This is a genomic window from Ruegeria sp. H6, assembly GCF_056532975.1.
Genome location: NZ_JBQFOA010000004.1, coordinates 155,682 through 179,679 on the forward strand (window position 1 = coordinate 155,682; position 23,998 = coordinate 179,679).

Sequence of the window (23,998 nt, forward strand, 5' to 3'; positions counted from 1 at the left end):
CCAAATGTCCGACATCGACATCCGCTCCACCGGCCGCGCCGGTCGCATCACCCTGACTCGGCCCAAAGCGCTGAATGCGCTCAGCTATGACATGTGCATGGCCATCGACACCGCCCTGCGCAACTGGCGCGAAGACGATGCCGTCGATCTGATCATCATCGATGCCGAGGGCGACAAGGCCTTTTGCGCCGGTGGCGATATCGCCGAACTTTACGCAACCGGGATTCAGGGCGACTATTCCTATGGTCGGACCTTCTGGCGCGACGAATACCGCCTGAACGCAATGATCTTGGAATACCCCAAGCCGGTGATCAGCTTTCTGCAAGGCTTCACCATGGGCGGCGGCGTTGGTATCGGCTGCCACGGCAGTCACCGCGTGGTTGGGGAAACCTCTCTCATCGCCATGCCTGAATGCAGCATCGGACTGCTACCGGATGTCGGCGGCACCTTCATGCTGGCGCGGGCGCCCGGGCGGTTGGGAGAGTTTCTTGGAACGACCGGCTATCGCATGGACGGGCCCGACGCGATTTTCGCAGGTTTCGCAGATCATTACGTGCCACAAGCGATGTGGCCCGACCTGATTGAAATGCTAGAGGATTCCGGGCGTGCCGAACTTGTCGCGGATCACGCTCAGACACCACCGACCGCCCAGCTCGCAAGTCTTCAATCGGAAATCGACCGCTGCTTTTCGGGCGACGCATTGCCAAATATCCTGGCAAACTTGCCAAGTTGGGAAGGCGATGCGGCGCGCGAGGCAGCAAAATCAATTGAACGCGGATCACCCCTCTCCATCGCCTGCACCATCGCGGTGCTGCAACAATTGCGCGCTGCGCCGCTGACAGTTCGCGCGGCACTGGAAATGGAATACAGGTTCACTTTCCGCGCTATGGAACACGGCGACTTTCTGGAAGGCATCCGCGCCCAGATCATCGACAAGGATCGCACCCCGCGCTGGCAGTTTCCCGACCGAAACGTGCCAGAGGACACGGTGTCTGAAATGCTGCAACCGCTCGGGGCGGATGCGCTCACATTTTTGGAGGATTGAGACATGAAAATTGGCTTTATCGGGCTGGGAAACATGGGCGCGCCCATGGCGGCAAACCTGGCCAAAGCAGGGCATGATGTCACCGGATTCGACATGGCCGATGTCACGGTCGAAGGGGTCAATATGGCCGCAACGGGCGCCGAGGCGGCGACAGGGGCGGATGTGGTCATCACCATGCTGCCCAACGGTCAGATTCTGCGCGCGGTTGCCGATCAGGTGATACCCGCAATGACCGACGGGGCCGCGTTGGTCGATTGTTCAACCGTCGATGTCGACAGCGCGCGCGCGGTGGCGAAACAAGCCACGAATGCCGGCCTGCTGGCCGTCGACGCCCCCGTCTCTGGCGGGATCGGAGGGGCCGCTGCCGGTACGCTCACCTTCATGGCAGGCGGATCAGAGGCAGCTTTTGCCAAGGCCGCCCCACTTTTTGACATCATGGGCCAAAAAGCCGTTCACTGCGGTGAGGCGGGCGCGGGACAAGCCGCTAAAATCTGCAACAACATGATCCTTGGCGTCACCATGATCGCGACTTGCGAGGCCTTTGCCTTGGCAGACAAGCTCGGCCTCGACCGGCAAAAGATGTTTGACGTGGTCAGCACCTCGTCGGGCTATAGCTGGACGATGAATGCCTATTGCCCTGCCCCCGGTGTTGGCCCCCAAAGCCCAGCGGACAACGACTATCAGCCCGGATTTGCCGCTGAACTGATGCTGAAAGACCTGAGGCTCAGCCAGCAGGCCGCAGAAAGCGCTGATGCAGATACACCCATGGGGCAAGCCGCCACTGCCCTTTACGAACAGTTTGTCGAAGGCGAAAACGGACTGGGCAAAGACTTCAGCGCCATGCTGCCCCGCTTTGAAGAGCGCGGCCGCGGTTGATCCGCTCTTTTTCTGCGTCGCGGTTTATTCAGCCGCGACGCGGGTGCCTTCCAACATCGGCTTCAGATATCGGCCAGTGTGGCTACGGGCGATTTCGGCCACCTGTTCCGGCGTTCCGGTAGCGACAACCTCACCACCGCCGTCGCCGCCCTCGGGGCCGATATCGATAATATGATCAGCGGTTTTCACCACATCCAGGTTATGTTCAATCACCACAACCGTGTTGCCCTGATCAACCAATTCATGCAGCACTTCCAACAGCTTGCGCACATCTTCGAAATGCAGCCCGGTTGTCGGTTCGTCCAGGATATAAAGCGTCCGGCCTGTTGAGCGTTTCGACAGTTCCTTGGACAGCTTGACCCTCTGCGCCTCGCCTCCTGACAGCGTCGTCGCCTGCTGGCCCACCTTGATATAGCCCAGTCCGACACGCGCCAGCGCATCCATCTTGTCGCGGATCGAGGGGACGGCCTTAAAGAACTCCTGCGCGTCTTCCACGGTCATATCCAGCACATCGGCGATGGACTTGCCCTTAAACTTGATATCAAGGGTTTCGCGATTGTATCGCGCGCCTTTGCAGGTCTCGCAGGTCACATAGACATCGGGCAGAAAGTGCATCTCGATCTTGATGACACCGTCACCCTGACAGGCTTCGCACCGGCCCCCTTTGACGTTGAAGCTGAACCGCCCCGGTTTGTAGCCCCTCGCTTTGGCCTCGGGCAAACCGGCAAACCAGTCTCGGATCGGCGTGAAGGCCCCGGTATAGGTCGCTGGGTTCGAACGCGGCGTGCGCCCGATGGGACGCTGATCAATGTCGATCACCTTGTCCAGATGCTCCAACCCCTTGATGGTTTCACACGGCGCCGGCGTTTGCCGCGCGCCGTTCAGACGCATCGAGGCTGTCTTGAACAGGGTCTCGATCGTCAGGGTCGATTTGCCACCGCCCGATACGCCGGTCACACAGACGAACTTACCCAACGGAAATTCCGCGGTGACGTTTTTGAGGTTATTTCCAGTGGCCTTAACCACGGTCACTTTCTTCTTGTTGCCCTTGCGCCGGTCTGCAGGTACGGCAATCTCTCGCGTGCCCGCGAGGTATTGCCCGGTGACAGATCCGGCATCGGCGGTGATATCCGCGGGTGTGCCGTGACTGACCACCTGCCCGCCATGCACCCCGGCGCCCGGGCCAATATCAAAGACGTAATCCGCCTCGCGAATGGCCTCTTCGTCGTGTTCGACCACGATCACCGTGTTGCCCTGATCGCGCAGGTTCTTGAGCGTACCCAGCAACCGGTCATTGTCACGCTGGTGCAGGCCGATGGAGGGCTCATCCAGCACATAGAGAACCCCGGTCAGGCCCGACCCGATCTGGCTGGCAAGACGGATACGCTGGCTCTCACCGCCCGAGAGCGTACCACTTGAACGTGACAGCGTAAGGTATTCAAGACCCACGTTATTCAGGAACCCAAGGCGTTCACGGATTTCCTTGAGGATGGCCCGGGCAATCTCGTTCTTCTGGACGCTCAGATGGTTTGGTGCGTCCTCGATCCATGCCAGAGCCTCACGTATGGACATCTGCACCACCTGTCCCACGTGCAGGCCTGCGATCTTGACAGCCAGCGCCTCGGGGCGCAGGCGGTATCCTTCGCAGGCGCCGCAGGGGCGGTTGTTTTGATACCGCTCAAACTCTTCTCGAATCCAGGCGCTGTCGGTCTCGCGGTAGCGGCGCTCCATGTTCGGGATGACGCCTTCGAAACTACGGGTCACCTGATAGACTCGTCCGCCTTCATCATAGCGGAACTGGATTTCTTCATCGCCCGAACCGCGCAGGAACACCTGCTGCACTTTCTTCGACAGGTCTTTCCAGGGGGTGTTCTTGTCGAATTGATAATGGCGCGCGATGGCTTCGATGGTTTGCAGGAAATATGGCGATTTCCCTTTGCGCCAAGGCGCAAGCGCGCCGTCATAGAGTTTCAGGGTCTGATCCGGTACGACCAATCGTTCATCGAAAAACAGCTCGACCCCCAAACCATCGCAATCCGGGCAGGCCCCAAAAGGTGCGTTGAACGAGAACAGTCGCGGTTCGATTTCGGGAATGGTGAAGCCACTGACCGGGCAGGCAAAGTTTTCTGAAAACGTGATCCGTTCCGGCTCTCCCTCTTTCGGTGCGGTTTCCAAAACCGCGATGCCGTCCGCCAGATCCAGTGCGGTGCGCAGGCTGTCCGCCAGCCGGGTTTCCATGCCTTCACGCACAACCAGCCGGTCAACCACCACATCGATATCGTGGCGGAACTTCTTGTCCAGCGTCGGTGGGGTGTCCAACTCGTAAAATTCGCCATCCACCTTAACGCGCTGAAAGCCCTGCTTGCGCAGCTCCAGAAACTCTTTCTTATACTCACCCTTCCGGTCGCGCACGATGGGGGCCAGCAGGTAACCGCGTGTGCCCTCGTCCATCGTCATGACACGGTCGACCATGTCCTGCACCTGCTGCGCCTCAATCGGTTTACCGGTCGCAGGGCTGTAGGGCGTGCCGGCCCGGGCAAACAGCAAGCGCAGGTAATCATAAATCTCGGTCACCGTTCCAACAGTAGAACGCGGATTTTTGGAAGTTGTCTTCTGTTCGATGGAAATTGCAGGCGACAGACCACTGATGTGATCCACATCAGGCTTTTCCATCATATCCAGGAACTGCCGCGCGTAGGCCGAGAGGCTTTCGACATAGCGCCGCTGCCCTTCGGCATAGATCGTGTCAAAGGCCAAAGACGACTTGCCGGAACCCGAAAGTCCAGTGATCACCACCAACTGATCACGCGGAATATCAACATCTATACTTTTGAGGTTATGCTCACGCGCGCCGCGCACCTCGATATTCTTCAGCTCAGCCATATCAGGCCCCCAACAAACAAGTGGTTAAGAGATAGGCGAGAGCGGCTGAGTCTCCAACAAAAAAGTTAGAACAAAATATGAACAATCACTTTATTGCCGACATATACTGACATCGCGATGAAACGCGCTGCGCGGGCCAGATGAATATGGCTATCAGTGTCAGATCTGGGGTGAAAATGGCGCGGTTGACGGGGCTCGAACCCGCGACCCCCGGCGTGACAGGCCGGTACTCTAACCAACTGAGCTACAACCGCGCATCTATCTTCGTGGCCTTTGACCTGTGCCAAGGTGTGCAGCGCTGGCGCGGTTGACGGGGCTCGAACCCGCGACCCCCGGCGTGACAGGCCGGTACTCTAACCAACTGAGCTACAACCGCCCGCTGCCCGTTCATCGCTGAACGTTTGGGTGTATTATGGCTACGGTCGGGCAGCGTCAAGCGGCGTTTTGAAGTTTTTTCGGGAATTCGAATTTTTCCCGCTGGCGCATTGTTTTGGCGAACTGCGACACCGCCAACCACGTACCATTTTGGCGCTGTCCCCCTTGCGGCCTGTGACCAGAGCCTGTAAGACGCGGCCTCACGGGTGATTAGCTCAGTGGTAGAGCGCTTCGTTCACATCGAAGATGTCAGGAGTTCAAATCTCTTATCACCCACCATTGCATCCCACAGAATGCAGGCGCGGTGAGTGGCATGGCTTGACTATTGCCCTGACAACGCAGCCTTTAATCTTCCCAACAAGCCCTTTGGTTTTTTGGACCTAGGTGAACTCTCATTGCCCGTGCCCTTGCTGCGAGCCAGGTACTTTTTGAGGTTTTCTTCGGCCAGCTTCTGAACACGCTCTTTGCGTTCCGGGTCATAGGCACAAATCTCGTCGATCCGGCTGACCTTGAGCGTCCGCGTCGGACGTTCCTGAATGATGCTGTAGTCTATGTCTTCAAACTCCAGACCGTATTCATCGCGCAGCAGGGGCAGTTCATGACACTCGGCGTTGATATAATTCGCTATTTCCGGCCGCAGCTTGGGTTTGGTGGGCGCCTCGATTTCCCGATCCGCCATCATGATGGCCCGAAAACGCTTGCGTTTCATGTCCAGTTCTTCTGCGTTGCTGGCATGATCCGAGGGCGAGACCTCATGCAAGATGGCCATACCCTCGGCTGAGACACTCTCGTTGCTCTGCATTTTGGGAAGCGAGTCATATGGGATCGGAAGATCAGCCCATTGCAGAAAATCGGCGACTACATCTTGTTCAACAAGTTTGGCCCTTTCAAAGACCCGCACCTGCACAACATCGCCATAGATCTGCCGATAAGATCTCAGCACCTTGGCCGTATAGGTTCCCCCGGGTTGAACAATCTGATTTGTGGATTTCAGCGCCTGCTGCACGCGCGACAAATAGCGTTTCACGGGGCTGCGGACATAGGCCAGAACCTGAATGTCATCAGTCAGAGTTGGCAAGTATTTCCGTGCCCTTTCTGCTTCTACCTCTGAATGCGAAGCAAAAAGAACTTCACTGCTTAGAATCAGGTGTTCCGGTTTTTCGGGCTTCAGTTGTTCAAGAAGGTTTTCCCATTCTTCCAACGCGCCTTGATGCGCCGCTTCATTAGTGAAACCCATCCGGTTGACGACCGAAGGTGCGCGCATTGGTATGTCATAAATCAACGGCTGTAGCCAATGGTGGCGCGCCGGGATGTAAAGCGTGTCGGGGAACAGGCATCCATATTGGCGAATGTCCTCACGCGCGGCATGGAGGCATTCCTGAATCGATGTCGACCCGGCTTTGCCCATTCCAATATGAAGTGTCAGTTTCATGTTCTTCCCGGCATCTTTATTGATCTGCGCCCCGCGCGCCAAACCTGCTGGTTAACGGCAGTACTAAAATGAACCCAAAGCCGCAACTGTGATCGCTTTCGGGCCGATCCGCGGAACGAAAAAAGGCGGAGCTTGCGCCCCGCCCTTTTCCCAAAAACACAGCTGGATCAGTGTGCCGTGGCCGACGGCCCCGCGCTTTCGGACGCTTTTGCGGCAGCAGCGGCCGCCTCCTCGGCGGCCTCATCCCAATCGATGGGCTCGGGCTGGCGAACAAGGGCCTGTTCCAGAACTTCCGACACATGCTTAACGGCGATGATCTCAAGACCTTCTTTCACATTGTCCGGGATATCGGCCAGATCCTTTTCGTTCTCTTCCGGGATCAGCACCGTCTTGATACCCCCGCGCAACGCGGCCAGCAGTTTTTCCTTGAGACCGCCGATCGGCATCGCATTGCCGCGCAGTGACACCTCGCCAGTCATGGCGATGTCCTTGCGCACCGGAATACCAGTCAAGACCGAAACGATGGACGTGACCATCGCCAAACCCGCAGAGGGGCCATCCTTGGGCGTCGCGCCATCAGGTACGTGCACGTGGATGTCGATCTTGTCGAACTGAGGCGGCTTCACCCCGATCTCAGGCGCAATGGACCGCACGTAAGACGAGGCGGCGTCGATGGATTCCTTCATCACATCACCCAGCTTGCCGGTGGTCTTCATCCGCCCCTTACCGGGCAATTTCAACGCCTCGATGTGCAGCAGATCGCCACCAACGGAAGTCCAGGCCAAACCTGTCACAACGCCAACCTGATCGTCCTGTTCGGCCAGACCATAGCGGAACTTTGGCACGCCGAGGAAGTCATCCAGATTTTCCGGCGTGACTTCAACAGTTTCGGCCTCTTTCTTGATGATCTTGGTCAACGATTTCCGCGCCACTTTGGCGATCTCACGCTCGAGGTTCCGAACACCAGCTTCACGCGTGTAGGTGCGGATGATCTTTTGCAGCGCCTCGTCGGTCAGCTCAAACTCCTTAGCTTTAAGACCGTGGTTCTTGACCTGTTTGCCGATCAAGTGCTGCTTGGCGATCTCGGATTTTTCCTCTTCGGTGTAACCGGCCAACGGGATGATCTCCATCCTGTCCAGCAGAGGCCCAGGCATGTTGTAGCTGTTCGACGTGGTCAGGAACATCACATTGGACAGGTCATATTCGACCTCCAAGTAATGGTCCATGAAGGTGCTGTTCTGTTCCGGATCCAAAACTTCAAGCATCGCCGAAGCCGGGTCGCCACGGAAATCCTGCCCCATCTTGTCGATTTCATCCAAAAGGATCAGCGGGTTCGTGGTCTTTGCCTTTTTCAGCGCCTGAATGATCTTACCGGGCATCGAACCGATATAGGTCCGACGATGACCGCGGATCTCGGATTCATCGCGTACACCACCCAGCGAGATGCGAATGAACTCGCGCCCCGTGGCTTTGGCAACCGACTTGCCCAGCGAGGTTTTACCCACGCCCGGCGGGCCAACGAGACACAGGATCGGGCCTTTCAGTTTTTTCGAACGCTGCTGCACAGCCAGATATTCGACGATCCGCTCTTTGACCTTCTCAAGACCGTAGTGATCGGCGTCCAGAATGTCCTGCGCACGGCCCAGATCCTTTTTGACGCGAGACTTGGTGCCCCACGGCAACGACAGGATCCAGTCCAGATAGTTGCGCACCACCGTGGCCTCGGCCGACATGGGCGACATGTTCTTGAGCTTTTTCAGCTCACCTTCGGCCTTTTCCAGCGCTTCTTTCGACAGCTTGGTCTCGGCGATCTTGGCTTCCAGTTCGGCAACCTCATTGCTGCCGTCCTCGCCATCGCCCAGTTCCTTCTGAATGGCTTTCATCTGCTCATTCAGATAGTATTCGCGCTGCGTCTTCTCCATCTGGGTTTTGACGCGGGTCTTGATCTTTTTCTCGACCTGCAGAACCGACATTTCGCCCTGCATCAGGCCATAGACCTTTTCCAGCCTCTCGCTGACGCTGAGGGTCTCAAGCAGTTCCTGTTTCTGATCGACCTCAATGCCCAAATGGCCGGAAACCAAATCAGCCAGCTTGGCTGGCTCGGTGGTTTCACCCACGGCGGCCAGCGCCTCTTCGGGGATGTTCTTGCGCACTTTGGCATAGCGCTCGAACTCATCCGCGACGGTGCGCAGCAACGCTTCGGTCGTGGTGACATCGCCCGGGATTTCAGTCAGATATTCGGCGCGGGCTTCGAAAAACTGATCGTTTTCAAGGAATTCTGTGATCTGCACCCGCGCCTGCCCTTCGACCAGCACCTTGACGGTGCCATCGGGCAATTTCAGCAGTTGCAGCACATTGGCCAGCACACCTGATTGGTAAATGCCGTCGATGTCTGGATCATCGTCACCCGGGTCCATCTGGCTGGACAACAGAATTTGCTTGTCATCCTGCATCACCTCTTCCAGCGCACGGACCGATTTGTCACGGCCCACGAACAGCGGCACGATCATATGCGGGAAGACCACAATATCTCGCAGCGGCAGGACGGGGTATGAGGAATTCAGAGGCTCTTGCATGCTCTATCCTTATCGTTGGCAAGACGGCGCTGGTCCCTGATGCAGGCAACCTTTGGCCATCTCCTGTCTTGGACGGTTAAGGTGGGGCGCTGTTCCGCGCTTTTCAACCTTAGCGTCCTGTTGCACCTACCAGAATGACCCGAGGTCTGGGGGACTTCAAGGCATCCCGAGGACATATCCACGGTTTTTGTGCAAGCTGCCTGTTACAAAGGCTCTATATCGCCCTGCGCACGCTGATCGTGGAACTGCTTTTCCCATGCTGCAAATTCACCTGCCGCGATGGCGTCGCGCATGCCCTGCATGATCTCTTGGAAGTAGTGCAAATTGTGCCATGTCAACAGCATCCCCGAGATCATCTCGTTCGAGCGGAACACATGGTGCAGGTAAGCGCGTGAATAGTTCTGACAGGCCGGGCATGTGCAATTTTCGTCCAACGGACGCGGGTCATCCGCGTGGCGCGCGTTCTTGATGTTCACAACACCGTGGCGGGTAAAGACCTGTCCTGTACGTCCCGACCGTGAGGGCAGAACGCAGTCCATCATGTCAACTCCGCGCGCCACGGCGCCCACAATATCATCGGGCTTGCCAACGCCCATGAGGTAACGTGGCTTGTCCTGCGGCAGAAAATCGGGCGCATAGTCGAGGCAGTCGAACATGGCCTCCTGCCCTTCGCCCACCGCCAGACCGCCGATGGCGTAGCCTTCGAAACCAATCTGCTTCAACGCCTCAGCGCTTTCTTCGCGCAGGTCCTGTTCCAGCCCGCCCTGCATAATCCCGAACAAGGCGTGCCCCGGGCGGTCGCCAAACGCATCTCGCGACCGCTGCGCCCATCGCATGGACAGGCGCATCGACTCGGCGATGCGGTCCCGGTCGGCGGGCAAGGCCGGGCATTCATCAAAACACATGACAATGTCCGAGCCCAGCAACCGCTGGATCTCCATCGAGCGTTCGGGCGTCAGCTCGTGCCGGGACCCGTCGATATGGGATTTGAAGGTCACGCCCTTTTCAGTGAGCTTGCGCAGACCAGCCAGCGACATCACCTGAAAGCCGCCGGAATCGGTCAGGATCGGCCGGTCCCAGTTCATGAACTTGTGCAATCCACCCAAACGGTCGATCCGCTCGGCTGTTGGGCGCAGCATCAGGTGGTAGGTGTTGCCCAGCAGAATGTCCGCCCCTGTCTGACGCACGCTTTCAGGCATCATTGCCTTGACTGTCGCAGCCGTCCCAACGGGCATGAACGCAGGCGTGCGCACTTCGCCCCGAGGTGTGTGGATCACGCCGGTTCTGGCCCTGCCGTCAGTGGCTTTCAACTCAAAGGAAAAACGATCTGTCATCTGGATGCCTGTGGTCGCGGAACCGGGCAGGCTTTGCCTGATCTGTACCTGCGATGCAACCCTTCAGGGCAGCGATGAAACATGCCGGGTGAAAAGATCGACCACCCCTGCCCCGTCCACGTCACGGCAGACGCGTACCGCAGGCAACCGGTCATCAGGCACCGTCGCGCCAATACGTTCACCCTCGGTCACCACGTTGATACCGGTTTCGACCGTTTCGAACATATGCTCGTTCCCGCAGGCGATCAGAGCGGTGGAGTCGTGCAAGCCGCAGCCATCGACATCTTCAATCTCGCGATAAAACCGCAGATAGAACTCCGCGATATGTTTCAGGAACCCTCCGATATCCGGTGAGTTCTGCACCAGCGCCGCGAAGTCGCTAGAGTTGTAGAGCGTTTGCAACGTCACATCGAGGCCCACCAGCACCGTTTCCGGCGGAGTGGCAAACACCGCCTGCGCAGCGTAAGGGTCATTGTGGATATTTGCTTCGGCATGGGCAGATACGTTTCCCGGGCAAAAGACCGCCCCACCCATAATCACCAAACGGCCCAGGTTTGTCGAAAACTCAGGATCCAAGCGCATGGCATCCGCTATATTGGTCAAAGGCCCGATTGCGCAGACCACAAGGTCTTTCTTGTGCGTCCGGGCCATTTCAACCAGAAACTCGGCGGCAGGCAACGCATGGTTTTCCCCAAGATCAGGAATATCCGTGAAATCACCGAACCCTTCCGGGCCGTGTACATGCGTTGTCGGGTCGTGATCGTCCCTGGCCCAAGCAGTCGCCGCCCCCTCGGCGACGGGTGCGGAAATCCCAAGCCGATCCAGCAGGTAACGGGCATTGCGACTGGATTGATGCGCGTGCGTATTTCCAAAAACCGTGGTCAGACCGATCAGGTCAACCTCGGGCGCGGCAGCGGCATAGGCGATTGCCATGGCATCGTCGATGCCGGGATCTGTATCGATTATCAGCTTCATACCCCCCCCGATAGCGCAGCCAAAGCCGGGATGCAAAGTCGCCACATCTTGGGAATTACCAGCCCCATAAACAGCTTCAAAGACTTGCATCCGTGCCGTTTCGCTTCATACCAGAGTTGAAATTCGACGATTCAATCCCCAAGTGTATACCATAGTACACAATTATAAGAGGACAGCTATGACCGAAGATCAGATCATCGGCCTTTTGACATCAAACATTATCTATCTGCTGGCTGCGGCCTTTGTCGTTCTTGTTATTCTCAAGGGTATCAAGATCGTACCGCAATCTGAGAAATATGTGGTTGAACGGTTCGGCAGGCTTCATTCCGTGCTGGGGCCCGGGATCAACTTTATCGTTCCATTTCTGGACGTTGCGCGCCACAAGATATCCATTCTGGAACGCCAGTTGCCGAATGCCACCCAAGACGCGATCACCAAGGACAACGTGTTGGTGCAGATCGACACCTCGGTCTTTTATCGCATTCTTGAGCCGGAAAAGACGGTTTACCGTATCCGCGACGTTGACGGCGCGATTGCCACGACCGTTGCCGGTATCGTACGCGCCGAGATCGGCAAGATGGATCTGGACGAGGTTCAGTCGAACCGGGCACAGCTGATCACCCGCATTCAGGAAAGTGTGGAAACTGCCGTTGATGACTGGGGCATCGAAGTGACCCGGGCCGAGATTCTGGACGTGAACCTGGATCAGGCCACCCGCGATGCGATGTTGCAGCAGCTAAATGCCGAACGCGCCCGCCGCGCGCAGGTGACAGAGGCCGAAGGCCAGAAACGCGCAGTCGAACTGCAAGCGGATGCCGAGCTTTATGCGGCAGAGCAAACAGCCAAAGCCCGCCGGATCGAGGCTGAGGCCGAAGCTTATGCCACCGGCGTTGTTGCCCAGGCCATCAAGGACAATGGCATTGAGGCTGCACAATATCAGGTCGCGCTGAAACAGGTGGAATCGCTGACCGCATTGGGCAACGGGACCGGATCACAGACCGTCGTTGTTCCGGCCAACGCGCTGGAAGCATTCGGAAACGCCTTTAACATGCTGAAAGGTCGAGGATAATGGCTGATCCGTTCTGGTTGACCTGGTGGATATGGCTGGCCGCGGCGCTTGTGCTTGCCATATTGGAAGTGGTCCTGCCGGGGTTCATCTTTCTGGGCTTTGCCATCGGCGCCGCGATCACTGGGCTTTTGCTGCTGATCCCTGGCATGACACCGGCCCTGCCCGTACTGCTGCTGATATTCGCAGTTCTGTCCCTGGTGTCCTGGCTGGTTCTGCGCCGCATGTTCGCGTTGCCGCATGGTCAGGTGAAGACCTTTAACCATGATATAAACGAGTGAAATCAATCGGCACCCAAGTCGGGTGCCGACGCTCTCTGGACGATGCATATGAGTATGCTTATATAAACACTCAGGTAACCGACCCGAGGCATAGATGACGCACCCGAATGAACCGCTTGAAGGCAATCCTCTGATTCCGCCCTCAACCATTGAACATCCGCTTTATGATGCGATTGTGGATGCGTGCCGCACGGTCTTTGATCCTGAAATCCCGGTTAATATCTACGACCTGGGCCTGATCTACACGATCGACATCAGTGCGGAAAACGCGGTGAAGGTCATCATGACACTAACCGCCCCCGGCTGCCCTGTTGCAGGTGAAATGCCGGGATGGATCGTTGAAGCGATCGAGCCCGTTGCAGGCGTGAAAGAGGTCGATGTGGAACTGACGTGGGAGCCGCCCTGGGGCATGGACATGATGTCCGACGAGGCGCGGCTTGAGCTTGGGTTCATGTAAACCCCGATTCATCCACAGAAAATTCAGCGCTGTTACAAAACTGTATTCTGATCGTTACGCGATCATAGCGCGGCTGTCACATTCGGCGGTCACAAAGCGCTTGCTCAATGCGTTTGGGCCTCTGACCACGCTGACCCCATCCAATTGACCCGATTTGGACCGCCTTTGCCCGAGGCGGTCCTTTTTCTGGCCTATTCGACGCCGCAGGTCGATTTGATTTCCGCAGCGCGCGCGTCCAGTTCTTTGACATAGTCGCCGGACAACATCTGAAGCCTCTTATGCTCGGTACCAGTGACCAGCCCCAGCAAAGCGCCTGCCGGTGTAACTGAGATAACGCTTTCAAGCTGTTGATCTTGCGCGTGTTTCTTTTCTGCCGCGATGGCGCGCAGATCGCCCTCGGCGGTTGCGCAGTTCACGGGGTGACGGTCCGTGTCAGTCGCCGCCCGAGCGGTCCCGGCCACCGCAAACCCAATCAGCAGTGCAAGAATTGACACACTTGCCTTGAAAAACATTCCCTGCGCCATGTCACACTGCCTTTCCTGTTTCAATCTGACAGCAGGCTATGATCAAGATACCGGCGATAGCAAGCCGGTATATGCGTCGAACGCATCCACCTTTGACGAAATGTGTTCCGATCTACCACGCATTCCCTTGAGCCTGCCCATCGTCAGCCTTACATTAGGCCCAACGCGTGAACACGGAGACGACCATGTTTGGTATTCCCGGCAAACAAGCCGTGACCATGACATCGAAGGCAGCCGCTCAGATCCGCCACCTGATGGAGGCCGGAGGGCATGCTGGCCTGCGTATCGGTGTCAAAAAAGGCGGCTGTGCCGGAATGGAATACACCATGGACTATGTCGATGAGGCAGAAGCCAACGATGAGGTTGTCGAACAAGACGGCGCCCGTGTGATCATCGCACCGATGGCGCAGATGTTTCTGTTTGGCACTGAAATCGACTATGAAGTCTCGCTGCTGGAATCCAGTTTCAAGTTCCGCAATCCCAACGTGGTGGACGCCTGCGGCTGCGGTGAATCGATCAAATTCGACGAAAGCCTCGCCCCTCAGCGCTAAAGTATACGGTCCCTGCCCGCCGCCCAACGGGAACCATATCACCTGTACCGCTCCGTTTTATGCGTAGTCCCAAGCGGCTGCATGTGAGCGGAATTGTCACCTGCCGCACAGAGTGGTAACTGAATCTGGAACCAAGGCAAACAACAGGGCGATCACGATGCGGCGCAAACTGGCAGCAGGCAACTGGAAGATGAACGGCACAGGCGCGTCTTTGGCAGAGCTTGAGGCCCTTGGCAAATCTCATCCAAATCCCACCGTTGATATCCTGATTTGCCCGCCCGCCACGTTGCTGCACCGCGCCGCATCCGCAACCCAGGGTACCGGCATCGCGATCGGAGGTCAGGATTGCCACGCTGCACAATCAGGGGCACATACCGGCGATCTGAGCGCCGAGATGTTAAGGGACGCTGGCGCCCGCCATGTCATTCTGGGCCATTCCGAACGGCGTCAGGATCACGGCGAACGCAACGATGATGTACGCGCCAAAGCCCGCACCGCCATGGATGCGGGTCTGATCACTGTCATCTGCGTCGGTGAAAGCCTGGAAGAGCGCGAAGCGGCAAACACGCTGGATATCATCGGCGGTCAGATGTCGGGTTCAATCCCGGATCTGTCGACTGGTGAGAACCTTGTGGTCGCGTATGAACCGATCTGGGCCATCGGAACCGGCAAGGTGCCGACAATGGACCAGATCGGAGATGTCCATGATTTCATGCGCGCCCGGCTTGAGCGTCGATTTGGCGAGGGTGTTGGCCGCTCGGTGCGCCTGCTCTATGGCGGTTCGGTCAAGCCAGACAATGCGCGGGATATCTTTGCGGTCTCAAACGTTGACGGCGCGCTCGTTGGCGGTGCCAGTCTGAAAGCGCAGGATTTTTCCGGCATCATCAGCGCGCTGGAAAGCGCCTGAAGCTTAGGCAAGCTTCATCGTAATCATCCCGGCTATGATCAGCACCGCTGCAAAGATACGTGTTGCCGTCAAAGCCTCACCCAGAAACATCACACCGATGGTAAAGGCGCCCACCGCACCTATGCCGGTCCAGATGACATAGGCCGTCCCCAATGGAAGGGTCCGCATGGCCAGCGCCAACAGCCCAAACGAACCGATCATGGAAATACCCATGAGCGCAGTTGGCCATAGCCGCGTAAAACCCGCAGATTGTTTCATGCCGACAGCCCAAACAACCTCTAAAGCGCCCGCGAATAACAGAAGGATCCAAGGCATAACCTTACCTCCAGAACAGTCGGGCCGTCCCGACGGGGTTTCAAGGTGGTGAGGTCGTCCTCGACTCTTTAGGTAAGGCCTGTTGGGCAGCATTCAACAGGCCCAAAGAAAAAACCGGGCAGCACGGCCACCCGGTTTCCTTGATTGCTAAGGGTCGTTCTAGTTCGTCACGATCTCGGGGCCCATGAACGTGTTGGGCAGGAAGGTGGATATCCAGGGGATATATGTCACCATGATCAGGAAGACGAAGAGAACGGCCAGGAAGGGCAACGCGGCCTTCACAACCTTCATCATCGGCATCCCCGCCACGCCCGAGGTCACGAACAGGTTCAGACCGACCGGAGGTGTGATCATCCCGATTTCCATGTTGACCACCATGATGATGCCCAGATGGATCGGGTCGATGCCCAGCTCGATCGCGATTGGGAACACCAGCGGCGCGACGATCACCAGCAGGCCCGAGGGCTCCATGAATTGACCGCCGATCAGCAGGATGACGTTGACCACGATCAGGAAGGTCACCGGACCCAGACCTGCGGACAGCATGGCACTGGCGATATGCTGCGGCACTTGTTCGTCCGTCAGCACGTGTTTCAGGATCAGCGCGTTGGCGATCACGAACAGCAGCGTGACGGTCAGCTTGCCAGCCTCGAACAGCGTGTGCTTGGTATCGGGGTGGAAGAAGGCCGTCACCAGCGCATAGGGCTTTTTCATCAACGACAGGTTCTGCGTACCCTCTTGCGTGCTCAGCGGCCCCATGTCCTTGTAGACAAAGCTGGCAATGAAGAACGCGTAGACGGCGGCTACCGCTGCGGCCTCGGTCGGGGTGAAGATACCGCCATAGATACCGCCCAGGATGATGACAATCAGGAACAGGCCCCACCCGGCCTCGCGCGCTGAGGTAAAGATCTCTCCCCAGCCTTTCCAATCGCCTTTCGGCAGGTTCTTGACCTTGGCCATGACGTAGATGGTGATCATCAGCATCAGACCGGCCATCAGGCCCGGAATGACACCGGCCAGGAACATCCGACCGACCGACACCTCAACAGCCGCCGCGTAGACGACCATCACGATGGATGGCGGGATCAGGATGCCCAGCGTCCCGGCGTTACAGATCACACCGGCGGCGAATTCCTTGGAATAACCCACCTGACGCATCCCTGCGATGACAATCGACCCGATCGCCACCACGGTTGCCGGAGACGACCCCGAAAGCGCAGCAAACAGCATACAGGCGAACACACCCGCAATTGCCAGGCCGCCGGGCAAGTGCCCCACGCAGGCAATCGAAAACCGGATGATCCGCCGTGCCACGCCGCCCGTGGTCATGAAGGACGAAGCCAGGATAAAGAACGGGATCGCCAGCAGGGTAAAGTGCCCCTCGAACGCCTCAAACAGCGTACCCGCGACAGAAGCCAGCGAGCTGTCGGAATAGATCAGCAGGAACAGGGTTGAGCTGAGGCCGAGCGCCACCGCAATCGGAACACCAATCAGCAGCAGGCCAATGACCATCGAGAATAGAAGAACGACGTCCATCAGTTATGCTCCCCTTGCTGAGCGCGAACTTCTTCGATCTCGTCCTCGACTTCGTGGCTGGCAACAAGGCGGTCGGTTTCACCGCGCCAGATTTGCACTGAAACCTGCGCAAAGCGGATCACCAGCAGCAACATCGACACAGGCAACACCAGATACGGCACGACCTTGGGCAGTTTTTCATAGCCCTCGCCATAGTTGATCAGCCCTTCCAGAAAGCGCAGCGGTGCGACCATCGGGATGTCGTCAACTTCGTAGAAACTTTGGCTGCGGGCATCCAGGTTGAACCCTGTCGGGAACCAGCGGCCCGAGGTTGGCGGCAGATCGGCAAACACGGCCCAATAGTCGTAAGACCCCTTGAGCAGCAGCAGCGAAAACACCAGACAGCACCCCACCGCGATCAGCGCCAAAATTCGGCGCGGCGCGGGGGCCAGCATGTTCAGGATCGCATCCACACCCAGATGGGCGTGTTTCTTGACCGCATAAGACGCGCCCAGCAACACCAGCCATCCGAACATGAAAACTGTCAGCTCAAGCGCCCACAGGATGTTGGAATTAAACACAAACCGCGCGATCACGTTGGCAAAGGTCACGACCGTCATCAGGCCAAGCAGCAACGCGATCAGGGTTTCTTCGATATGGTCGACCAGCCCGCCTTGGCCGGATTTCGCACCAGACATCTCTCTGTCCCCGTTTTTTGTGATGAGAGGGAGAAGTGGCGGGCCTTATCCGGCCCGCCCGGCCTGCGCGTCGATCACTCCCCAGCCCCAGACGCGCGGCCAATGCGCGGGATCAGAACCCGGCGTTGATCGCCTGAGCGGCGTCGATCTTGTCCTGACCTACGTCATCGGCGAATTTGTCCCAAACGGGTTTCATCGCATCGACCCAGGCCTGGCGCTGATCGGGGTTCAGATCACGGATGATGCCACCCGCATCGGTGATCGAAGCTTTGGCCGCTTCGTTCACGGCAAAGGCTTCTTTGTTCCGGGTTTCGGTCACTTCGCTGAGGATCGTCAGGAATTGATCACGAACGGCCGGGTCCAGACTGTCCAGCCAGTCCACAGAGGTCACGACCAGATAGTCGATGATGCCGTGGTTGGTTTCGGTAATACCGTCCTGCACTTCGAAGAACTTCTTGCCGTAGATGTTCGACCAGGTGTTCTCCTGACCGTCCACAACGCCCTGCTGCAGCGCGCCGTAAACCTCGGAGAACGCCATTTTCTGCGGGCTGCCACCGATGGCTTCCATCTGAGCAACCAGCACGTCCGAGGATTGCACTCGGAACTTCAGACCATCCGCATCCGACGGGTCGACCAGCGGTTTGTTGGCCGACATCTGCTTCATGCCATTGTGCCAGAATTCCAGCCCCTGCAAACCACGGCGCTGCATGCTGTCTTTCATGGCCTGACCTGCATCCGAGGCCTGGAACGCGTCAACAGCTTCGATGTTCTTGAACATGAACGGCAGGTCGAACAGGCGGAACTGCTTTGTGAATTTCTCAAACTTCGACAGCGAAGGCGCGGCCAGTTGCACGTCGCCCTGCAACATCGCTTCCAGCACTTTGTCGTCGTTATAAAGGGTGGAGTTCGGATAGACCTCCACGCACATCACGCCCTGCATCTCGTCATTGACGCGCTGTTCCAACAGCGACGCAGCAATGCCTTTGGGGTGTTTATCGGTGTTTGTCACATGCGCGAACTTGACGACGATTTCGCCATCGTCGCAGGCCGCAAAACCAGCGGTGGCGGCAACAGACAACGCCAGAGCACTGGCAGCGGTTGTCAGGAATTTCATGAATCTTCTCCTCCCGGACTTCGATGATATCTCCGCTGAACCGCAGTTCAGAGGTGATTGCGCGCAGTGAAACGAATCGGATGTGCTGCCTCAACACTTTGTTTGATGGCTCGAACCTCTGTCATAAGTTGTTATTTTTCAGTGTATTAATGGGCTGATATTCGCAACACACGCAGAGGCGATTCAATTCTGTGCGGAATTTCGCACATCATTTTGGTGCGCTGTGCGGATTTTCGCACGGTTCTCGAATCGAATAGGCGAATCGTTTGACCAGTGCGAATCTGCATCCGCGACCTGCCAAACTTATCTGCGGTAATCCTCTGGCCGGATCTGATAGCGTGCCAATTTGTCATAGAACGTCTTCCGCGGCAGTTTCAGCGCTTTGGCGGCCTCAGACGCCTTGCCGTTGTGCCGCCCCAGCGTTGCCACAAGCAAAGATCTTTCCACCCTTGCCATCTGCTCTGCCAGCCCAAGGTCGGTCGCCTGAGTGACCTCTTCTGGCATGCCAAGAACAAAGCGCATCGCCGCTGACATGAGTGACCGGGCATTGCCTGGCCAATCCTGCGCCATCAGCGCAGCCAGATGCTCGGACGAGATGTCGGGGACATCCAAGCCCGCCTGCTCGGCAGCCTGTGCCACATATTGGCGAAAGATCACCGGAATATCCTCGGGCCGCTCTGCCAGTGAGGGGATGCGCACACGCATCACGTCCATACGATAGAACAAATCTGCATTGAACCGGCCCTCCGCCGCGTGCTGGGCCAAGTCTCCTGTGGTCCCGGCGATAATGCGCACGCCGATGCCTTTTTCGATCAGTTCAAGCGCCGCATATTGAGTCGCCTCGGGCATCGCAGAAATCTCGTCCAGGAACAAAGATCCGCCACTGGCATCTTCGCATACTTGGATAAGACCTTTTTCATCCAAACTTGCGGAAGGGCGTTTGACAAAGGGCCCCTGCCCGCCGGGCGACATGAGGTGAATGACCTCGGCGACCTTGGAAATACCGCTGCCCACCGGCCCGGTTACCAGAACCTCGGCCCGGGTTGGTGCGACCGTGCGGACACGTTCCCGCAATTCATCCGCCTGTTTCGAGAATCCAAACAGCAACCGCGCTGCGGGGTCGCCTTTTTCAAGTTCGGATTTCTGTTTGCGCAGGGTCAGCACTTCGGTCCGGGCTGCAAATGCGCGCTCCAGCACGGCTGTCAGATCCGCAGCGGCACAGGGTTTTTCCAGAAAATCAAAGGCCCCTTTGCCCATGGCCTGCACAGCCATCGGGATGTCGCCTTCTCCGGTCAGCAGGATCACCGGAAGCTCGGGGTCAATGCCGCAGGCATACTCCAGCAGATGAAAACCATCGCGCCCCGGCATGCGAATGTCCGAGATGATGACACCCGGAAAATCAGGTTGAATGTGATCCTTGGCCGCAACAAAAGACCCGGCAGAAACCGGTTGATACTCTGCCAGCTCAAGTGTCTGGGCCAACGCCTCACGCACAGCGGCATCGTCATCCACCAAAAGGACCTTACGGATCATGCGGCCATGCCTTTGGAATAAGGGTCGAGTTCAACGGTAAATTCAGCACCGTCTTGCGTGTTTGCCCCGCGAATGTCACCACCAAAACTCTGAACCAGACCATATGAGATCGACAGCCCCAAACCCATCCCTTCCGATGAACCGACGGATTTGGTTGTATAAAACGGCTCGAACACCCGGTCCGGGTCTTCGATACCCGGCCCGGTATCGCGCACCGAAACGCTCAACCGTGAGCCCTGATCCAGCACAATCTCAACCCGCTTGTCCGGCGCATCGATCATGGCATCCGCCGCGTTGTTGATGAGATTGACAAAAACCTGCACCAGCCGCACCTCACCGCCCCAGGCAAACACCTCGGTCGCCGGAGGGTGCCAGTCCAGGTCGATGCCATCACCCCGCAGACGTGCTTCGGTCAATTCGACAGCAGTGTTGATGACCTGTACCAGATCGACCCTTCCCATCGGTTCGCTTTCGTTTCTGGCAAAAGCCCGCAGATTCTTGATGATCCGCGCCATGCGGGCCGCCATATCCGAGATGCGTCCAAGATTCTCTCCGGCTTTGGATTCGTTCCCGCGATCCAGAAAGGCGGAACCGTTGTCGGCGAATTGCTGAATGGCCATCAGGGGCTGGTTCAGTTCATGGCTGATCCCCGCCGACATCTTTCCCAGCGCGCTCAGCTTGCCGGCCTGCACCAGATCATTTTGCGCCTGTTTCAGGGCGGCCTCGGCCTCCTGCCGCTCGGTCACTTCGCGACGCAGCGCCACGTTGGTCGCGGTCAAGGCACGGGTACGTTGATCGACGCGACTTTCCAGAACGGCATTCGCCTCGGCAAGCGTCCTGCGCCGTTCCGAGGCCAGAAACAACATGGCCCCAAAGGCAAAACAGATCGCGGCAACCGCAGCGGCCTGCAACCCGGCCAGACGTCGGGCGGGCGCCACATCCACAAGCACCTCGGCCGTCATGCCGATCACCGGAAGATCAAGCGTCAAATGCAACGCGCGATCCGGCAGATACCGCCCCCAGCCAAGTTGCCACAGTTCGTGATCACCCACTTGCGTCGCCGCGAAATCGGCCACTTCACCGTCTGGCGGGGCTATCCCCGCCTGCCCTTCGGCACGCCGCCAGAACAAAAGATCCGACCGGTTCGAGATAAAGACAACGCCCGCATCATCGATGAAAAACACCGCCTCGGTACTGCCGCGCCATGTCTGTTCCACGTCCTGAACGTCGGCAATCACCATAAGTGCGCCAACGACCTGACCCTGCGGCCCAAAGGCGGGGGCCGCATAGGAATAGGTGCGCACACCGCTTGATGGCAAAACACCATGGGCACTGCCCAATGCGCCCTGCAATGCGCGCTGGAAGGCCGGATGGCCCGCCAGGTTCGGATCGGCCACCGGTTGCGCTGCAACCAAAACCCGCCCCGAAACATCCAGAAAAAGAACATTGGCAGCACCGGTCTTGTCCGCGACATCCAGCAAAAGGGCACGTGCCTGTTGTTGCTGACCGGGCGTGTCCAGACCCTTCAGAGAGGGATGCTCGGCCATCAGGACAGCCACTTCCTGATAGACCTGCATCTGCGTGCTTAACCGGTCAGCGGCCAGTTCCAGATCAGCCTCGGCCTTTTCGCTGAGTTGAGACAAAGCCTGCCGATAGCCATAGGTCCACACCGCCGAGGACAGCAAACCAACCGCCAGCAGAAATCCGATGATGACCCAAATGCGTTTCATGTCTTAGGGTCTTGCATTCGACGCGTCGCATGGCAAGTGTGCACCGCATGAAGACCCTATCGCAATCCCCGACAGAACCCGCCTTTGTTCAGGACCCCTATCCGTTTTATAACCGGGCCCGTCAGCATGGCGACCTGTTCTTCTGGGACGACTACAACATGGTCGCCGCTGTCTCGCACCGTGCGGTTGCTGCGTTGCTGCGGGACCGCCGGTTTGGGCGCGAAGTTCCACCCGAAATGGCGACGCAAGGCCCCGCTCATCTGGCACCCTGGCTGGCGGTTGAGGCACATTCGATGCTTGAACTGGAACCACCCCGCCACACGCGACTGCGCGCGCTTGTCTTGCGCGCTTTCACCTCACGGGCGATTGCCGCGCTGGATGCGTCGATCGAGCACTTGTGCCATGATCTGATCGACAGGTTCCCGGACACACCATTTGATCTGTTGGAGGCCTATTGCACGCAGGTTCCGGTAATCACGATCTGTCGTCTCTTGGGCGTGCCGCAGGACATGGCGCCCCAGCTGCTTAGCTGGTCCCATGCGATGGTCGCGATGTACCAGGCAAGTCGCACCCGAGAAACCGAGGATAAGGCCGCCGCAGCCTCAGCCGAATTCACCGCGTTTTTGGGTGACTACATCCAACAGCGTCGCCAGAACCCCGGCGATGACCTGATCACCCGGCTTATCCAGGCCGAAGAGGATGGCGATAAACTGTCACGTGATGAGTTGATCGCGACATGCATTCTGCTGCTCAACGCCGGGCACGAGGCGACAGTTCATGCGCTGGGCAACGGTATCAGAACGTTGCTTACGCAGCAGATGTACCCCGGGGCTTTGGCCCCAGCCACGATGGACGAAGCGGTCGAGGAGATCCTGCGATACGACCCACCGCTGCATATGTTCACCAGATACGCCTACGAGCCTGTCGAGCTGTTCGGTCATAGTTTTGCGCGTGGGGATCAGGTCGCCCTGTTGTTGGGGGCCGCCAACCGTGATCCCGGCGTTTGGGCCGAGCCGGACAGGTTTGATCCGAAGCGGGACATCCAGGCCAACACGAGCTTTGGCGGCGGTTTGCATTTCTGCGTCGGCGCGCCACTTGCCCGGCTTGAGATGCGGATTGCCCTGTCGGTGCTGGCGCAAAGATGCCCTAATCTGCGGCTGGCCACGCATGCGGCCTATTCCAACAGCTACCATTTCCACGGTCTGACCCGGTTGATGGTCGAACCCGCGTAACACGGTTTTGGGCTAGTCGTCAGCCAGCGTGCTCAGTGGCAGCATCGTGGTGGATTTGATCTCTTCCATCGACAAGAGCGCGGTCACGTTGTGCACCCGCACCTCAGAGATCAGGTTCTGATAGAAGGCGTCATAGGCACGGGCATTCTTGACCCGGACTTTGAGGATATAATCAATGTCACCAGCCAGGCGGTGCGCCTCTTGCACTTCGGGGCGGTCCTGCAAGGCCTTTAGGAATTTGCGCTGCCAGTCAGCCTCATGTTCCGAAGTGCGAATCAACACAAAGAAAGTCGCTTCGAATCCAAGGGCTTCGGCGTCCAGCAACACCGTCTGCTGACCGATAACACCCGCACTTTTCAACTTGCGGATGCGATTCCATACAGGGGTCTTCGAACTCCCGACTTGAGCTGCAATTTCGTCGAGGGACTGACTGGCGTCCCGTTGCAGCTCTACCAGAATTTTCCGGTCTGTCGCGTCTATCCGCACCGACATTCTATTTTTCCTTCCAATTCAAAACCTGCGTTCCACATGATCGCCAAATCAGAACATTCGTTCTTATTTGCGGTGGAATATGGCGCT

General features: G+C 57.8%; 21 protein-coding genes and 3 tRNA genes. 9 read left to right on the plus strand and 15 right to left on the minus strand.

The window, feature by feature from the left end; translation table 11 throughout:
- The first annotated feature begins 4 nt into the window (after positions 1 to 4).
- Both ACR0AG_RS10350 and mmsB read left to right on the plus strand, forming a co-directional pair.
- Positions 5 to 1,045, plus strand: a complete 1,041-nt coding sequence (locus ACR0AG_RS10350; RefSeq protein ID WP_480838479.1) for an enoyl-CoA hydratase/isomerase family protein — start codon at positions 5 to 7, stop codon at positions 1,043 to 1,045.
- A gap of 3 nt (positions 1,046 to 1,048) precedes the next feature.
- A complete protein-coding gene (gene mmsB / locus ACR0AG_RS10355) occupies positions 1,049 to 1,921 on the plus strand; it encodes a 3-hydroxyisobutyrate dehydrogenase (RefSeq protein WP_480838481.1) in 873 nt (290 codons plus the stop codon).
- A 24-nt stretch (positions 1,922 to 1,945) separates the two neighbouring features.
- Here mmsB and uvrA read toward each other — a convergent pair whose 3' ends face one another.
- The 3 genes from uvrA to ACR0AG_RS10370 all read right to left on the minus strand — a co-directional run bounded on the left by uvrA (position 1,946) and on the right by ACR0AG_RS10370 (position 5,180).
- Positions 1,946 to 4,804, minus strand: a complete 2,859-nt coding sequence (gene uvrA / locus ACR0AG_RS10360) for an excinuclease ABC subunit UvrA (protein ID WP_480838483.1) — start codon at positions 4,802 to 4,804, stop codon at positions 1,946 to 1,948.
- Between the two features lie 177 nt (positions 4,805 to 4,981).
- Positions 4,982 to 5,058: transfer RNA gene (locus ACR0AG_RS10365), tRNA-Asp, on the minus strand.
- Between the two features lie 45 nt (positions 5,059 to 5,103).
- A tRNA-Asp gene (locus tag ACR0AG_RS10370) sits at positions 5,104 to 5,180 on the minus strand.
- Between the two features lie 203 nt (positions 5,181 to 5,383).
- On the opposite strand from ACR0AG_RS10370, the gene ACR0AG_RS10375 reads away from it, so the two are divergent.
- Positions 5,384 to 5,458: transfer RNA gene (locus tag ACR0AG_RS10375), tRNA-Val, on the plus strand.
- Positions 5,459 to 5,501: 43 nt separating this feature from the next.
- Here ACR0AG_RS10375 and ACR0AG_RS10380 read toward each other — a convergent pair.
- The 4 genes from ACR0AG_RS10380 to ACR0AG_RS10395 all read right to left on the minus strand — a co-directional run bounded on the left by ACR0AG_RS10380 (position 5,502) and on the right by ACR0AG_RS10395 (position 11,496).
- Positions 5,502 to 6,611: a hypothetical protein gene (locus tag ACR0AG_RS10380; RefSeq protein WP_480838485.1), complete on the minus strand. Its 1,110-nt coding sequence runs from the start codon at positions 6,609 to 6,611 to the stop codon at positions 5,502 to 5,504.
- A 167-nt stretch (positions 6,612 to 6,778) separates the two neighbouring features.
- Positions 6,779 to 9,187, minus strand: a complete 2,409-nt coding sequence (gene lon, locus ACR0AG_RS10385; protein ID WP_480838487.1) for an endopeptidase La — start codon at positions 9,185 to 9,187, stop codon at positions 6,779 to 6,781.
- Between the two features lie 203 nt (positions 9,188 to 9,390).
- The gene (gene tgt, locus ACR0AG_RS10390; protein WP_480838489.1) at positions 9,391 to 10,521 is read right to left on the minus strand and encodes a tRNA guanosine(34) transglycosylase Tgt; all 1,131 of its coding nucleotides are present in this window, start codon (positions 10,519 to 10,521) and stop codon (positions 9,391 to 9,393) included.
- Between the two features lie 63 nt (positions 10,522 to 10,584).
- Entirely contained in the window at positions 10,585 to 11,496 is a 912-nt protein-coding gene (locus ACR0AG_RS10395) for a nucleoside hydrolase (protein WP_480838491.1), read from the minus strand.
- Between the two features lie 178 nt (positions 11,497 to 11,674).
- Here ACR0AG_RS10395 and ACR0AG_RS10400 point away from each other — a divergent pair, with 178 nt between their 5' ends.
- The 3 genes from ACR0AG_RS10400 to ACR0AG_RS10410 all read left to right on the plus strand — a co-directional run bounded on the left by ACR0AG_RS10400 (position 11,675) and on the right by ACR0AG_RS10410 (position 13,300).
- Positions 11,675 to 12,565 (plus strand): SPFH domain-containing protein, encoded by an 891-nt coding sequence (locus ACR0AG_RS10400; RefSeq protein ID WP_480838493.1) that lies wholly within the window; start codon positions 11,675 to 11,677, stop codon positions 12,563 to 12,565.
- Positions 12,565 to 12,843: an NfeD family protein gene (locus tag ACR0AG_RS10405; protein WP_480838495.1), complete on the plus strand. Its 279-nt coding sequence runs from the start codon at positions 12,565 to 12,567 to the stop codon at positions 12,841 to 12,843. Before ACR0AG_RS10400 ends, ACR0AG_RS10405 begins: the two co-directional genes overlap by 1 nt.
- 94 nt (positions 12,844 to 12,937) lie before the next feature.
- Positions 12,938 to 13,300: an SUF system Fe-S cluster assembly protein gene (locus ACR0AG_RS10410; protein WP_480838497.1), complete on the plus strand. Its 363-nt coding sequence runs from the start codon at positions 12,938 to 12,940 to the stop codon at positions 13,298 to 13,300.
- A gap of 191 nt (positions 13,301 to 13,491) precedes the next feature.
- Here ACR0AG_RS10410 and ACR0AG_RS10415 read toward each other — a convergent pair whose 3' ends face one another.
- Positions 13,492 to 13,812 carry a hypothetical protein gene (locus tag ACR0AG_RS10415; protein ID WP_480838499.1) on the minus strand — a complete coding sequence of 107 codons (321 nt, stop codon included), beginning with the start codon at positions 13,810 to 13,812 and terminating at the stop codon, positions 13,492 to 13,494.
- Between the two features lie 197 nt (positions 13,813 to 14,009).
- On the opposite strand from ACR0AG_RS10415, the gene ACR0AG_RS10420 reads away from it, so the two are divergent.
- Together ACR0AG_RS10420 and tpiA are read left to right on the plus strand one after the other, a co-directional pair.
- Positions 14,010 to 14,375 (plus strand): HesB/IscA family protein, encoded by a 366-nt coding sequence (locus ACR0AG_RS10420; protein WP_480838501.1) that lies wholly within the window; start codon positions 14,010 to 14,012, stop codon positions 14,373 to 14,375.
- A 157-nt stretch (positions 14,376 to 14,532) separates the two neighbouring features.
- Positions 14,533 to 15,282 (plus strand): triose-phosphate isomerase, encoded by a 750-nt coding sequence (gene tpiA, locus ACR0AG_RS10425; protein WP_480838503.1) that lies wholly within the window; start codon positions 14,533 to 14,535, stop codon positions 15,280 to 15,282.
- 3 nt (positions 15,283 to 15,285) lie between these two features.
- Here the strand turns inward: tpiA and ACR0AG_RS10430 are convergent, their stop codons facing one another.
- From ACR0AG_RS10430 to ACR0AG_RS10455, 6 genes are all read right to left on the minus strand, one after another.
- Positions 15,286 to 15,597: a DMT family transporter gene (locus ACR0AG_RS10430; protein WP_480838506.1), complete on the minus strand. Its 312-nt coding sequence runs from the start codon at positions 15,595 to 15,597 to the stop codon at positions 15,286 to 15,288.
- Positions 15,598 to 15,756: 159 nt separating this feature from the next.
- The gene (locus ACR0AG_RS10435; RefSeq protein WP_480838508.1) at positions 15,757 to 17,133 is read right to left on the minus strand and encodes a TRAP transporter large permease; all 1,377 of its coding nucleotides are present in this window, start codon (positions 17,131 to 17,133) and stop codon (positions 15,757 to 15,759) included.
- On the minus strand, positions 17,133 to 17,810 hold the full coding sequence (locus tag ACR0AG_RS10440) for a TRAP transporter small permease (protein ID WP_480838510.1): 678 nt from the start codon (positions 17,808 to 17,810) through the stop codon (positions 17,133 to 17,135). Before ACR0AG_RS10440 ends, ACR0AG_RS10435 begins: the two co-directional genes overlap by 1 nt.
- A 112-nt stretch (positions 17,811 to 17,922) precedes the next feature.
- Positions 17,923 to 18,924 (minus strand): DctP family TRAP transporter solute-binding subunit, encoded by a 1,002-nt coding sequence (locus tag ACR0AG_RS10445; protein ID WP_480838512.1) that lies wholly within the window; start codon positions 18,922 to 18,924, stop codon positions 17,923 to 17,925.
- A gap of 303 nt (positions 18,925 to 19,227) precedes the next feature.
- The gene (locus tag ACR0AG_RS10450; protein ID WP_480838514.1) at positions 19,228 to 20,457 is read right to left on the minus strand and encodes a sigma-54-dependent transcriptional regulator; all 1,230 of its coding nucleotides are present in this window, start codon (positions 20,455 to 20,457) and stop codon (positions 19,228 to 19,230) included.
- Positions 20,454 to 22,187 (minus strand): sensor histidine kinase, encoded by a 1,734-nt coding sequence (locus tag ACR0AG_RS10455; RefSeq protein WP_480838516.1) that lies wholly within the window; start codon positions 22,185 to 22,187, stop codon positions 20,454 to 20,456. Before ACR0AG_RS10455 ends, ACR0AG_RS10450 begins: the two co-directional genes overlap by 4 nt.
- 47 nt (positions 22,188 to 22,234) lie before the next feature.
- Here ACR0AG_RS10455 and ACR0AG_RS10460 point away from each other — a divergent pair, with 47 nt between their 5' ends.
- Positions 22,235 to 23,419: a cytochrome P450 gene (locus ACR0AG_RS10460; protein WP_480838518.1), complete on the plus strand. Its 1,185-nt coding sequence runs from the start codon at positions 22,235 to 22,237 to the stop codon at positions 23,417 to 23,419.
- Between the two features lie 12 nt (positions 23,420 to 23,431).
- Here the strand turns inward: ACR0AG_RS10460 and ACR0AG_RS10465 are convergent, their stop codons facing one another.
- Positions 23,432 to 23,911 carry an Lrp/AsnC family transcriptional regulator gene (locus ACR0AG_RS10465; protein WP_480838520.1) on the minus strand — a complete coding sequence of 160 codons (480 nt, stop codon included), beginning with the start codon at positions 23,909 to 23,911 and terminating at the stop codon, positions 23,432 to 23,434.
- Between the last annotated feature and the right edge of the window lie 87 nt (positions 23,912 to 23,998).